Genomic DNA, 13,664 nt, shown 5'->3' with positions numbered 1-13,664 from the left:
GCCGCCCGACGAGGATGTGAACACCGACGCGTTCTGGATCTTCGGGCAGTAATGGGTTCAAATCCCCCATTGCATTCCTTCCACCTCAACTACCGGTAAAGCTACTAATAAGTTGATCTATAGCTATCAAAGCAAAGGAGCGCCCTGTAGTTCACCGATTTCACATGTCTTTCACGTCCCGTTATCCGGAGCCCCCGCCCGCCACCTGCGGCTGCGCCCCAAAGGAATCGTGAGGCTACCCAGGGTCACCAGGGCGACCGCGGCGAGCGAGATCAGGGCGATCCGCGTCGCCATCGCGATGCTCTCGGCGTTCTCCGGCGTAGCGTGCCGTATCGCGTCGGCGGGCAGGGGTGCGGGCTCGGGCGGTGCGAGCGCCACCGTCTCCGAGTGCAGGATCGCCGAGATGGCCAGCAGCGGGTTGATCATCCCCGCGCCGGTCCCCTTCCCGGCGCCGCCGTTGGCGGTCAGCGCGATGCGCCGCCCCACCTCCTCGTTGGTCAGGTCCCGGTAGCGGGAGCGGACCAGCGCGACGACCCCGGTCACGTACGCCGCCGCGTAGCTGGTGCCCTCCAGGTTCTCCTGGTAGAGGCTGCCGGGCCAGGTGCTGGTGAGCCCCGTGCCCGGGGCCAGCACGGTGATGGGCGTGACGGGGTTGGAGGAGTCGGCCCTGCTCCCGTCGGGGGCGGCGGAGCCGACGGACACGACTCCGGGGTAGGAGGCCGGATAGGCGGGCGCGGGGGAGCCGTCGTCCTTCTCGACGTTGCCCGCCGCGGCGACCACCACCACGTTCTTGGCCAGCGCGTAGGCGGTGGCGTTGCGCAGGTCGGGGTTGTCGCTCGCCTGGGCGGACACGTTGATCACGTCGGCGCCGAGCTGGACGGCCTTCACAATGGCCAGCGCCAGCATCTTCACGTCTCCCCGGCCGTCGTCGGTGTGTTTGACGGAGATCAGCTTCACGTCCGGCGCCACCCCGGTGAACAGGACGCCCTTCATCGGGGTCGCGGCGATGATGCCCGCCACCTCCGTGCCGTGGCCGAAACAGTCGCGTCCCCCGGTGCCGGTGACCTCCTCCGCGGTGCCCTGCTTCAGCTGGGGATGCCCGGTGTCCAGACCGCTGTCGACGACCGCGACGGTCACCCCCGCGCCCCTGGTCAGCCGCCACGCCTCGGGCAGGTTGAACCGCCGCTGGGCCCAGGACTCCCCGATGCTCGTCGTGCCCCGCCCGGGCGCGCACTTGTCGGGCTCGGCCGCCCCGGCCGCCGGGACCCCCGCGGCCCCGACAGTCAGCAGCACCGACACCGCGACGAGCGCCCGACCGATCATCATGCGTCCCCCAAGGCGGGTGAATAACCGGCAAAACCCTACTCAACTTGATCAAGTTCCGTCACCGCGGGGACGGATTCTCCCGGCGGAGGTGGCACCCGGCGGTCCTAAGCTGGCTGTCGTGAACGAGCGAAGCAGGCGAGCCGGCGCGCACCGGGGCGACCGCTCACGTCCCCTCGGCGGACGCGGCCGGGAGCGGGCATGAGCGGATATCCGTGGGGCGAGGCGACCGCGACCGGCATCGGGTCGCACCCCGGGACGGATCACGCGGAGGCGCTCAGAGTCGTCTTCGGCGAGCTGCCCGCACTCCCGTATCTACCGGAGCTGCCCGCGCGCGGGGTGGGCGCCGACATGGTCGGGCGCACCGCGTCGCTGCTGGTGGAGCTCCCGGTGGAGGTGCAGCCGTCCGGCTGGCGGTTCACCGACCGCCCGGGACGCGACTCCAAGCGGGCCCGCGACCACCTCGTCCGGGATCTCGACGCGCTGGAGGAGACGGCCCAGGGATACGAGGGACCCTTCAAGATCCAGGTGTGCGGGCCGTGGACCCTGGCCGGGGCGGTCGAGCTGCGCCACGGCGACAAGACGCTCGCCGACGACGGGGCCGTGCGCGACCTGGTGGACTCCTTCGCCGAGGGGCTCGCCGCGCACGTCGCCGACGTGCGCCGCAGGGTGCCGGGCGCCTCGGAGATCGTGCTCCAGCTCGACGAGCCCGGGCTGCCGGGCGTCCTGGCCGGCACGGTGCCGACCGCGTCGGGCTTCGGGCGGCTGCCCGCCGTCGAGGTCCCCGTCGCCACCGAGCGGCTCAGGGCGGTGCTGCCCGCCGGGGCGTTCACGGTGGTGCACTGCTGCGCCCCCGACGTGCCCTTCGACCTGCTGCGGACGGCGGGCGCCGGCGGCGTGTCCGTGGACGCCTCCCTGCTGCGGCGGCGCGACGAGGACGCGATCGGCGAGGTGATCGAAGCCGGCATGGCGATCCTCCTCGGCGCCGTGCCCGGCGTGGACTCCCGGCTGCCCGACGTCGGCGTGGTCGCCAAGCCCGCCGTCGAGCTCTGGCGCCGTCTCGGCTTCCCCGCCGCCACCCTGGCCTCGCAGGTCGTGCTCACCCCAGCCTGCGGGCTGGCCGGAGCCTCGCCCGCCTACGCCAGAGCGGCTCTGGCCAGGTGCCGGGAGGCGGCCCGGGTGCTGAGGGAGGACCCCGGCGAGTGACCGCTCCCTCCCGGCCGGCCCGGCGACCCGGACCGGCCGGTCCCCGGCGGGGAGGGTCTGCCATCTCCGGGTAAGGCCGCCGCGCGATGTCGGTCCCCGGCGATAGCGTTTCCCTTGGCTGTACGGATGAGGGGAGAGCCGGGCGATGAGCGCTGAGGTCGAAGGTGTGCCGGTGGCGGCGTTGGATCGGCACGCGGAGCTGGCCGAGCTGGTCGAGGAGGCCAACTGGCGCTACCACGTGCTCGACTCGCCCACCGTGAGCGACGCCCAGTACGACACGTGGATGCGGGAGCTGCGCCGGATCGAGGACGACCACCCGACCCTGCGCACGCCCGACTCGCCCACCCAGAAGGTCGGCGCGCCGATCTCCACCGATTTCACGCCGGTCGCCCACCTGCAGCGGATGGAGAGCCTGGACAACGCCTTCAACGCCGACGACCTCGCCTCCTGGCAGTCGCGGGCCGAGCGGCTGGCCGAGCGGGACCCGGCGCCCTATCTGTGCGAGCTGAAGATCGACGGCCTGGCGATCGCCCTGGTCTACGAGAAGGGCCGCCTGGTCCGGGCCGCGACCCGGGGTGACGGCCGCGTGGGCGACGACGTGACGGCCAACGTGCGCACCGTCGCCGGCGTGCCGCACCGTCTGGCCGGTGACGACGTGCCCGAGCTGGTGGAGGTCCGGGGCGAGGTCTACCTGCCCGTCGAGGGGTTCGCCAAGCTCAACGAGCAGCTCGTCGAGGCGGGCAAGGCGCCCTTCGCCAACCCGCGCAACGCGGCGGCCGGCTCGCTGCGGCAGAAGGACCCGCGGATCAGCGCGCAGCGCCCGCTGCACATGATCGTCCACGGTGTCGGCAGGTGGGAGGGGCCCGCCCTGCCCCGGACCCAGTCCCAGGTCTACGAGCGGCTGCGGGAGTTCGGCCTGCCGGTCAGCGATCTCTACAAGGTCGTCGACGACCTCGACGGCATCAACGCCTTCGTCGAGTTCTACCGCGAGCACCGCCACGACCCCGTCTACGAGATCGACGGCGTCGTGGTGAAGGTGGACCGCATCGAGCTCCAGCGCAACCTGGGCTCCACCAGCCGGGCGCCCCGCTGGGCGATCGCCTACAAATACCCGCCCGAGGAGGTCAACACCAAGCTCCTGGACATCCAGGTGGGGGTCGGGCGCACCGGCCGGGTCACGCCGTACGGCGTCATGGAGCCGATCGTCGTGGCCGGCTCCACGGTCGAGCGCGCCACGCTGCACAACGGCTCGGAGGTCGCGCGCAAGGGCGTGCGCGTCGGCGACACCGTGGTGCTGCGCAAGGCCGGCGACGTCATCCCCGAGATCGTCGGCCCGGTCGTGGACCTGCGCGACGGCACCGAGCGCGAGTTCGTGATGCCGACGCACTGCCCGGAGTGCGGCACCGAGCTGGCTTATGAGAAGGAGGGCGACGCCGACCTGCGCTGCCCCAACACCCGGGCCTGCCCCGCCCAGCTCCGCGAGCGGCTCTTCTTCGCCGCCGGGCGCAGGGCCTTCGACATCGAGGGCCTGGGCTACGTGGCGGCCACCGCGCTGACCCAGCCGCTGCCGCCGCAGGAGCCGCCGGTCCGCACCGAGGCCGACCTGTTCGACCTGACCATCGAGCGGCTGCTGCCGATCCGGTCGGTCGTCCGCGACCCCGACACCGGCCTGCCCAAGACCGATCCGGAGACGGGCGAGCCCAAGGTCGTCTCCTTCTTCGCCAACCAGAGCGGCGAGCCCAGCAAGAACGCCGAGAAGATGCTGGAGGAGCTGGAGAGGGCCAAGGACCAGCCGGTCTGGCGGGTCCTGGTCGCCCTCTCCGTCCGGCACGTCGGCCCGCCCACCGCCCAGGCCGTCGCCGCCGAGTTCCGCTCGATCGACGCGATCGCGAGCGCCTCGGAGGAGGAGCTCGCCGCGGTCGAGGGCGTCGGCCCGCGGGTGGCCGCCGCCATCCACGACTGGTTCCAGGTCGACTGGCACCGGGAGATCGTCGAGCGGTGGAAGGCCGCGGGGGTCCGGATGGAGGACGAGCCGCCGGCCGAGCAGCTCCCGCAGACCCTGGCGGGACTCACCTTCGTGGTGACCGGCACGCTGGAGGACTTCACCCGCGACGAGGCCGGCGAGGCCCTCGCGGCCCGGGGCGGCAAGGTGTCGGGCTCGGTGTCGAAGAAGACCTCCTACGTGGTGGCGGGCGAGAACGCCGGATCGAAGTTCGACAAGGCGGTCAAGCTCGGCGTGCCGATCCTCGACGAGGAGGGCCTGCGGGTCCTGCTGGCCGAGGGGCCGGAGGCGGCGGCCGCGACGGTGGTCGAGCCCGAGGAGTGAGGACGGACGGGAGCCGTGGCGGGGGCGGATGTCGGAATGAGCGGTAACGGAACGTGCGCAACCGGTTTCGCGAAGTGGCCCAGAGGCCGTACTCTCCCATAGTGAACTAATGGGGGTTTTGTTACTCATGGCCGACCCAAACGACACACGCGACACCGGGCCGCGTGTGGGCTCACCCCTGTGGGCCTACCTCGCCGCCGTCATCACGATCGGGTCCACCGCCCTCGTCGCGGCCCAGTGGTGGATCAGCCCGCAGGCGCTGGCCGACACCGCCCGCAGCCCGCTGTTCTGGATGCTGACGGTCCTGGTCGTCCTGGGCGAGCTGCGGCCGGTGCTGCTGTCGTCGTCGATCACGGTGGGCGGCACCTACCCGTCGACGATGTTCACCTTCGCCGCGCTGCTCCACTACGGGCTGCCGATCGCCGTGCTGATGCAGGCGGTCGGCATGATCGTCAACGGCGCCGTCACCCGCAAGGCGTGGCACCGGGTCATGTTCAACATCGCCCAGGCGACGCTGGCCTGCACCGCGGCCGGGGTGGTGCTCGCGCTGTTCGGCAACTCCCCGGAGCCCGGGGCCCCCTGGGTGCCCGAGGGGCCCGACATGCTCGCGATCGGGCCGGCCGGGCTCGCCTACTTCGTGGTCCGGGCGCTGCTGGTCTCCGGCGCGGTGGCGCTGCACGAGCGCCGCTCGATCAACCGGGTGATCAGGACCACGATCGGCCACCAGAGCCTGGTCTACGCCGGGCTGCTCGGGCTGGCCCCGCTGGTCGTGGTGGTGCTGAACCACTCCCCGGCGCTGGTGCCGCTGTTCGTCGCGCCGCTGGCCGCGGTCTACTTCACCGCCACCCTGTCGGTCCGCCGTGACCACCAGGCGATGCACGACGGGCTCACCGGGCTGCCCAACCGCAAGATGCTCGTGCTCAGCACCGAGGAGGCGCTCGCCGAGGCGCGCACGGGCGAGCGGGTCGGCCTGTTCCTGCTCGACCTCGACAGGTTCAAGGAGGTCAACGACACCCTCGGCCACCCTGTGGGCGACCGGCTGCTGCAGATCGTGGCGCACCGGCTCACCCACAGCGTACGGCCGGGCGACGTGGTGGCCCGGCTCGGCGGCGACGAGTTCGCGGTGCTGCTGCCCTCGATCAGGGACGCCGCCGCGGCCCGGGAAGTGGCCGCGCGGCTGCGGGTGGCCCTCACCGAGCCGGTCCGCCTGGAGGGGATGACCTTCGATCTGGACGCCTCGGTCGGCATCGCCCTCTACCCCGATCACGCGCCCGACTTCGAGCTGCTGCTGCAACGCGCCGACGTGGCGATGTACCTGGCCAAGGAGGGGCGGACCGGCGTCGAGCTCTACGTCGCCGACAAAGACCGCAACAGCCCCGAACGGCTCAACCTCATCGGTGACCTGCGCCGGGCCATCGACCGCTCCGAGCTCCGGCTCCACTACCAGCCCAAGCTCGACCTGGCCAGCGGGCAGGTGCGGGGCGTGGAGGCGCTGCTGCGCTGGCGGCACCCCGAGCGGGGGATGATCTCCCCGGGGGAGTTCGTGCCGATGGCCGAGCAGTCGTATCTCATGCGGCACCTCACCCAGTACGTCATCGACGCCGCCCTGGAACAGGCGGCTCACTGGTGGCACACCGGCCTGCACGAGCAGATCTCGGTGAACGTCTCCGCCCGCGACCTGCTCGACTCCGCCCTCCCCGACCGGCTGGAGGCCGGCCTGGCCCAATACCGGCTGCCCCCCATGGCGATCCAGCTCGAGGTCACCGAACGCATCCTGATGACCGACCAGGCATACACCGCCGACGCCGTCCGCGCCCTGACCTCTCTGGGCGTGCCGCTCGCGCTGGACGACTTCGGCACCGGCTACTCCTCGCTGGTCCGGCTCCAGCGCCTGCCGGTCTCCGAGGTGAAGATCGACGCCTCGTTCGTCCGCAGGATCTGCGAGTCCAAGGACGACGAGCGGATCGTCCGCTCCATCGTCGACCTGGTCCGCTCACTCGGCCTGCGCTCGGTGGCCGAGGGCGTCGAGTCGGCCGAGGTGGCCGCCTGCCTGACCGCCATGGGGTGTGATCTCGCCCAGGGCTGGCTGTTCGCCGAGCCCATGTCCGCCGTCGACGCGACCGTCTGGCTCCGCAGGCAGCGTGACCCGGCCACGCCCGCTCTCCGTTTCCTGAACCCCTCCGAGGTCCTCGACCCGCAGACCGCCTAGCGCTCCGGTGACACGCTGAGACCGCGGCCGGGATCCGCGCCGCCGGGCGGGCCCCGGGTGGCCACCGCGACGTTAATGGGTCAGGCACGTTAGGTCACGAGCCCTAAGATGACAGTGTCCAATTGCCATTCCACGAAACGGGTTCAACGACTCATGTCCGCCATAACCCGCGACGAGGTCGCTCACCTCGCCCGGCTGTCCCGGCTGGCGCTGGCCGATGAGGAACTCGACCACTTCGCCGCCCAGCTCGATGTGATCATCGGTGCGGTCGCCCGCGTCGCCGAGGTGGCGGCCGACGACATCCCGCCGTCCTCGCACGCGCTCCCGCTCACCAACGTCTACCGCCCCGACCAGGTGCGGCCCGGCCTGGCGCCCGACAACGCGCTGTCCGAGGCCCCGGCGGTCGAGGACGGCCGCTTCCGTGTTCCGCGCATCCTCGGGGAGGAAGCATGAGCCTCATCCACAAGTCCGCCGCCGAGCTCGGCGCGCTGGTCGCGAGCGGTGAGGTCTCGGCCGTCGAGGTCGCCCAGGCCCATCTCGACCGGATCGCCGCCGTCGATCCGCAGGTCAACGCCTTCCTGCACGTCGAGGCGGAGACCACGCTGGAGCAGGCGCGCGCCGTCGACGCCCGCCTGGCCGCCGGGGAGAACCCCGGCCCGCTGGCCGGTGTGCCGATCGCGCACAAGGACGTCTTCACCACCCTCGACATGCCGACCACGGCCGGATCCAAGATCCTTGAGGGCTACCGCCCGCCGTACGACGCCACCGTGACCCGCCGCCTGCGCGAGGCCGGGCTGGTGATCCTCGGCAAGACCAACCTCGACGAGTTCGCGATGGGCTCCTCCACCGAGAACTCGGCCTACGGCCCCACCCGCAACCCGTGGGACCTGTCCCGGGTCCCGGGCGGCTCCTCCGGCGGCTCGTCCGCCGCGGTCGCGGCCTACGAGGCCCCGCTGTCCACCGGCACCGACACCGGCGGCTCGATCCGCCAGCCCGCCGCGGTCACCGGCATCGTCGGCATGAAGCCGACCTACGGCGGCTCGTCCCGCTACGGCCTGATCGCCTTCGCCAGCTCCCTCGACACGCCGGGCCCCTTCGCCCGCAACGTCATGGACGCGGCGCTGCTGCACGAGGCGTTCTCCGGCCACGACGTCATGGACTCCACCTCCATCGACGCCCCGGTGCCCTCGGTCGTCGAGGCGGCCCGCATCGGTGACGTGGCCGGGCTGCGCATCGGCGTGGTCAAGGAGTTCGGCGGCGACGGCTACCAGCCGGGCGTGCTCGCCCGCTTCCACGAGACCGTCGAGCTGCTGGAGTCGCTCGGCGCCAAGGTCGTCGAGGTCTCCTGCCCGTCGTTCACCACGGCCCTGCCGGCCTACTACCTGATCGCGCCGTCGGAGGCCTCGTCCAACCTGGCCCGCTTCGACGCCATGCGCTACGGCCTGCGCGTCGGCGACGACGGCACGCGCAGCGCCGAGGAGGTCATGGCGCTGACCCGGGCCGCCGGGTTCGGCCCCGAGGTCAAGCGGCGCATCATCCTGGGCACCTACGCGCTGTCCAGCGGCTACTACGACGCCTACTACGGCCAGGCGCAGAAGGTCCGCACGCTGATCGCCCGCGACTTCGACGCGGCCTTCCACCAGGTGGACGTGCTCGTCTCGCCGACCACGCCGACCACGGCGTTCCCGATCGGCGAGCGCGCCGACGACCCCATGGCGATGTACCTCGCCGACCTGTGCACCATCCCGACCAACCTGGCGGGCAACGCGGGCATCTCGGTGCCGTGCGGCCTGGCGGACGAGGACGGACTGCCGGTCGGCCTGCAGGTCATGGCCCCGGTGCTCGGCGACGACCGCTGCTACCGGGTCGCCGCCGCGGTGGAGAAGGCCCTCGAAGACCGCTGGGGCGGCAGCCTGCTGTCCAAAGCCCCGGCACTGTAGGGCTTTCGAGGCGATAGGGCGACTGGGGGGAACGGCGGCATGATCACTCGGCTCGAGATCGACGGGTTCAAGTCCTTCTTGAACTTCGTCCTCGACGTGCCGCCCTTCCTCGCGCTGGTCGGCCCCAACGCCAGCGGCAAGTCGAACCTGTTCGACGCCGTCGGATACGTCGCCGACGAGATCGCCGGATCCGGCGGGCTGCTCGGCGCGCGCCGCGGGCTGCCGGGGGAGCAGTTCCACCGGGTCGCGCGGGGCACTCCCGTCCCCGGGTTCGTCGTCTCGGTGGAGGCCCTGGTCTCCCCGGAGCCCGGCGCGCTGCTGCCGGTCCGGTTCGACGTGGGCGCGGAGATGGTGCTGCGGATCCCCCGGTCCAGCGGGGCCGTCATCAGCCATGTGGCCCACCGGCTCCCGGAGGAGCTGCTGGAGTTCATGGTCGAGGACCCGGAGCCGGAGATCACGCCTCGCCGTACGGTCCAGTCGTGGCACCGTTACGCCCTGTCGCCGGCGGCCATGCGCCGCCGGTCCTGCCCGGCCGGCGGCGGGCCGCTGGCCGCCGACGGCGCGAACCTCGCCGCGGTGCTCGGGCGGATGGCGGGCTCGGCGGCGCTGGCCGACCTCGTGGTCGACCTCGCCGGTGTGGTCCCCGACGTGGTCGGGCTGGTGCCCCGGGCCGACCGGGAGGAGTGCTCCTTCGACCTGGTCGTCGACGGCCAGGGAGCGGTGCCGGCCCCGCTGCTGTCGGACGGGACCCTGCGCGTCCTCGGCCTGCTCGCCGCCCTGCACGACCCCGACCACCCCGGCACCCTGCTGGTGGAGGAGATCGAGAACGGCGTGCACCCGGGCCGCCTCGGCGAGCTGATCCGCCGGATCCGCCGGCGGATCACCGAGCCCGGAGGGGCGGCCCCGTACCGGCAGGTGATCCTCACCAGCCACTCCCCGGTGGTGGTCGCCGAGACCTACCGGACCGACCCCGACGCGCTGACCTTCCTGGACACCGCGGTCCGCGTCGACCCCGACAGGGACCGGGTCTCCCGGGTGACCGTGGCCAAACCGGTCCAGCCGGACGGCGAGCCGGGCACGTTCGTCTCGCCCAGACAGGTCCGCAAATACCTGGGCGCCGCGGCATGAGCCGTCCTCTGGTCCCGGGGCTGGTGGCGGAGGGAGAGGCCGACGAGGGCTTCCTCGGCGCCGTCATCTCCCGGCAGCTCCGCGAGCTGACGTGGATGTCGCCGCACGCGGTCGACGTCGAGGCGACGGAGGTCGTCTCGTGCGGCCGGGAGCACATGGTCACGGCGCTGGAGGAGCTCGCGGCGGACTGCCATCTGCTCTTCACCCACGACGACATCCGGGAGCGCGGCAAGCCGGGCGGCAAGGCCGACGGCGTCCGCTACCACTCGCACTATCTCGTGCCGGTCATCGGCCTGGGAGAGACCGAGGGCTGGCTGCTGGCCGACCGCGCGGTGTGGGCCGCCCTGGAGGGCAGCGACCTCGGCCTGCTGCCCGCCCGGCCGCGTGACGTCGAGCGGATCACCGATCCCGGCCGGGTCCTGGCCGCGACCGTGCCCCGGAGGGGGAAACCCATCCGCGACTACTTCGAATACATAGGACGGAACATCGATCTCGCGGTCCTGGCTCAGGTGCCCTCGTACGCAGACTGGGTCGCCGAGACGAGGAACGCACTGAAGGGACTTGGTTACCTGTGAGCACCGAAACGCTCATGCCGTACGACGAGGCGCTGGAGCGCTTCGAGCCGGTGCTGGGCCTGGAGACCCACGTCGAACTGGGCACGTCGTCGAAGATGTTCTGCGGCTGCCCGACCACGTTCGGCGCCCCGCCGAACACCCACGTCTGCCCGGTCTGCCTGGCCCTGCCCGGGGCGCTGCCGACGGCCAACGCCGCGGCGATCGAGTCGACGATCCGCATCGGCCTGGCGCTCAACTGCTCGATCGCCGAGTGGTGCCGCTTCGCCCGGAAGAACTACTTCTATCCGGACATGCCGAAGAACTACCAGATCAGCCAGTACGACGAGCCGCTCTGCTTCGACGGTTACCTCGACGTCGAGGTGGACGGCAAGATCGTGCGGATCGAGATCGAGCGGGTCCACCTGGAGGAGGACACCGGCAAGTCCACCCACGTGGGCGGCGCGACCGGCCGCATCCACGGCGCCGACTACTCGATCGTCGACTACAACCGCGCGGGCATCCCGCTGGTGGAGATCGTCACCAAGCCGATCCCGGGGACCGACCGGCTCGCCCCCGAGGTCGCCCGCGCCTACGGCACCGAGCTGCGTGAGCTGATGCGCGGCCTCGGCGTCTCGGACGTACGCATGGAGGAGGGCTCCATGCGCTTCGACGTGAACGTCTCCCTCATGCCGCGCGGCTCCTCGGAGTGGGGCACCCGGACCGAGACCAAGAACGTCAACTCGCTGCGCAGCGTCGAGCGCGCGGTCCGCGGCGAGATCGAGCGCCAGGCCGCGATCCTGGCCGGCGGCGGCCGGATCCTGCAGGAGACCCGCCACTTCCACGAGAACAGCGGCACCACCACCTCGGGCCGGTCCAAGGAGGAGGCGCAGGACTACCGCTACTTCCCCGAGCCGGACCTGGTGCCGATCGCCCCCGACGTCGCGTGGGTGACCTCGCTCAAGGCCGCCCTGCCGGAGCTGCCGAACGCCCGGCGCAAGCGGCTCCAGCAGGAGTGGGGCGTCTCCGACCTCGACATGGCGGCCATGCACAACGCCGACGCCATCGGCCTGGTCGAGGCGACGGTCGCGGCCGGCGCGCCGCCGGCGGACGCCCGCAAGTGGTGGATGGGCGAGCTGGCCCGCCGGGCCAACGAGGCGGGGGTCCCGCTCGGCGAGCTGTCGATCACCCCGGACCAGATCGCCCGGGTGTGCGCGATGGTCGCCGGGGGGGCGCTGAACGACAAGCTGGCCCGCCAGGTGCTGGAGGGCGTGCTGAACGGAGAGGGCTCCCCGGACGAGGTGGTCGCCGCGCGCGGCCTGCAGATCGTCAACGACGAGGGCGAGCTGATGGCGATCATCGACCAGGTCCTGGCCGACAACGCCGCCGCCGCCGACAAGGTCCGCAGCGGCAAGATCGCCGCGGTCGGCGCTCTCGTCGGCGGTGTCATGAAGGCCAGCCGCGGCAAGGCCGACGCGGGCCGGGCCCGTGAGCTGCTGCTGGACAGGCTCGGCGTCTCCGAGTAGCCGTCCGGACGCCCACGGGCGGTCCGGGCCTTCCTGGACCACCCCGCGGTGGGCGGCACGGAGACCCCGCGGGCGGACCGCGGAGGCCCCGCCGATCGAAAGATCGGCGGGGCCTTTTGTATGTGGTAATTCCAATTTTTAATATCACGCACATATTGACGCAATTATTGATTACTTGCACAGTGATCACGTCAGTCACCCTTTTCTCTGTGGCGCTGTCCAGCCCCTCAGGATCGGAGAACGCGTGAAAAGGCATTTGGCGCTCATGGCCGTGGTACTGGCCGTCGCCGGCGGGACGCTCGCGACCGTCACCCCAGCTCAGGCCGGTGCTCCCGGTTTCTCGGCGGCTCTCGGGGTGGATGCTGTCATCATCGCCGACGGCGTCCGCCTGCGCTCCACCCCCGGCGGCCCGTACGTGATCGGTCTTCTCTACTACGGCGATTACGGCCAGATATTGGACTCCTCCAGCGGCTGGTGCAAGTTCCGTCTGGGCGGCAGGTCGGCCTCCGGGCTGCCGGCGGGGACCACGGGATGGGCCTCCTGCTCCTATTTCGCCAGAGAGGACGGCTGGCGCCTGGCGGAGGAGCCCGTCGACACCTTGGAGCAGCGGTAGCCCCGGCCGGACCGGCGGCCCCGCCGATCCCCGGCACGGCGGGGCCGGCCCCGGCGCCGCCGGGCACGTGCCCGGCGTCCGCCCAGGCGGGCGCCCGGCGTCCACCCGGGCACGTGCCCGGCATCCGTCCAGGCAGGTGCCCGGCGTCCGGACGGCTACGCGGCGCGTGACGGGCGGGTGACCAGCTTCCTGACCAGCGGGGCGGCCAGCACCAGCAGCGACACGACCAGCAGCACCGCCGCCACCGGGCTCTTGACCAGGACCGTCACGTCTCCCGCGCCGATGGCCAGGGCCCGGCGGAGCTGGATCTCGGCCATCGGGCCCAGGATCATGCCGATCACGGCCGGGGCCACCGGGAGCCCGAAGCGGCGCATCGCGAAGCCCAGTATGCCCAAGATGTAGAGGATGACCAGCTCCACCCAGGAGGAGTTGAGCGCGTAGACGCCCAGGGCGGCGAACAGCACGATCCCCGCGTACAGGTAGGGCCGGGGGATGTGCAGCACCCGGGCCCAGAGCGGGGCCAGCGGCAGGTTGAGCACCAGCAGCATCGTGTTGCCGATGAACAGCGAGGCGACCATGCCCCAGACCAGCGCCGGGTTGTGGTCGAAGAGCTGGGGACCGGGCTGCAGGCCGTACTGCTGGAAGGCCGCCAGCAGGATCGCGGCGGTCGCCGAGGTGGGCAGGCCCAGGGTGAGCAGCGGGACGAGGGTGCCCGCCGCCGAGGCGTTGTTGGCGGCCTCGGGGCCGGCGACGCCCTCGATGGCGCCCTTGCCGTACTCCTCGCGGGCGGTCCCGCGGGCCAGGCGCTTCTCGATCGAGTACGACAGGAAGGTGGGGATCTC

General features: G+C 71.9%; 11 protein-coding genes. 9 read left to right on the top strand and 2 right to left on the bottom strand.

The window, feature by feature from the left end; translation table 11 throughout:
* Nucleotides 1-171: 171 nt before the first annotated feature.
* A complete protein-coding gene (locus ACWDS7_RS39070; RefSeq protein ID WP_451933360.1) occupies nucleotides 172-1,326 on the bottom strand; it encodes a S8 family serine peptidase in 1,155 nt (384 codons plus the stop codon).
* Between the two features lie 198 nt (nucleotides 1,327-1,524).
* On the opposite strand from ACWDS7_RS39070, the gene ACWDS7_RS39065 reads away from it, so the two are divergent.
* From ACWDS7_RS39065 to ACWDS7_RS39025, 9 genes are all read left to right on the top strand, one after another.
* Nucleotides 1,525-2,529, top strand: a complete 1,005-nt coding sequence (locus ACWDS7_RS39065; RefSeq protein ID WP_306864870.1) for a methionine synthase — start codon at nucleotides 1,525-1,527, stop codon at nucleotides 2,527-2,529.
* Between the two features lie 145 nt (nucleotides 2,530-2,674).
* Nucleotides 2,675-4,855, top strand: coding sequence for an NAD-dependent DNA ligase LigA (ligA, locus tag ACWDS7_RS39060; RefSeq protein WP_451933359.1), 2,181 nt, complete (start codon nucleotides 2,675-2,677; stop codon nucleotides 4,853-4,855).
* Between the two features lie 127 nt (nucleotides 4,856-4,982).
* Nucleotides 4,983-7,064, top strand: coding sequence for a putative bifunctional diguanylate cyclase/phosphodiesterase (locus tag ACWDS7_RS39055; protein ID WP_451933358.1), 2,082 nt, complete (start codon nucleotides 4,983-4,985; stop codon nucleotides 7,062-7,064).
* A gap of 153 nt (nucleotides 7,065-7,217) precedes the next feature.
* Nucleotides 7,218-7,517, top strand: coding sequence for an Asp-tRNA(Asn)/Glu-tRNA(Gln) amidotransferase subunit GatC (gatC, locus tag ACWDS7_RS39050; protein WP_306864877.1), 300 nt, complete (start codon nucleotides 7,218-7,220; stop codon nucleotides 7,515-7,517).
* Nucleotides 7,514-9,004: an Asp-tRNA(Asn)/Glu-tRNA(Gln) amidotransferase subunit GatA gene (gene gatA / locus ACWDS7_RS39045; protein WP_451933357.1), complete on the top strand. Its 1,491-nt coding sequence runs from the start codon at nucleotides 7,514-7,516 to the stop codon at nucleotides 9,002-9,004. The genes gatC and gatA overlap by 4 nt, the downstream gene beginning before the upstream one ends.
* Nucleotides 9,005-9,043: 39 nt before the next feature.
* The gene (locus tag ACWDS7_RS39040; protein ID WP_451933356.1) at nucleotides 9,044-10,132 is read left to right on the top strand and encodes an AAA family ATPase; all 1,089 of its coding nucleotides are present in this window, start codon (nucleotides 9,044-9,046) and stop codon (nucleotides 10,130-10,132) included.
* The gene (locus tag ACWDS7_RS39035) at nucleotides 10,129-10,707 is read left to right on the top strand and encodes a hypothetical protein (RefSeq protein WP_306864885.1); all 579 of its coding nucleotides are present in this window, start codon (nucleotides 10,129-10,131) and stop codon (nucleotides 10,705-10,707) included. The genes ACWDS7_RS39040 and ACWDS7_RS39035 overlap by 4 nt, the downstream gene beginning before the upstream one ends.
* Before the next feature lie 14 nt (nucleotides 10,708-10,721).
* Nucleotides 10,722-12,209, top strand: coding sequence for an Asp-tRNA(Asn)/Glu-tRNA(Gln) amidotransferase subunit GatB (gene gatB, locus ACWDS7_RS39030; protein ID WP_451933361.1), 1,488 nt, complete (start codon nucleotides 10,722-10,724; stop codon nucleotides 12,207-12,209).
* A 244-nt stretch (nucleotides 12,210-12,453) separates the two neighbouring features.
* Nucleotides 12,454-12,822, top strand: a complete 369-nt coding sequence (locus ACWDS7_RS39025; protein WP_451933355.1) for a hypothetical protein — start codon at nucleotides 12,454-12,456, stop codon at nucleotides 12,820-12,822.
* 155 nt (nucleotides 12,823-12,977) lie between these two features.
* Here ACWDS7_RS39025 and ACWDS7_RS39020 read toward each other — a convergent pair.
* On the bottom strand, nucleotides 12,978-13,664 hold a 687-nt coding region (locus tag ACWDS7_RS39020; RefSeq protein ID WP_451933354.1), incomplete at its 5' end, for a tripartite tricarboxylate transporter permease.

This window comes from Streptosporangium sp. NPDC003464, from assembly GCF_053588315.1.
Note: the sequence above shows the minus strand (reverse complement) of the source record. Positions and strands in the feature narration are given on the sequence as shown.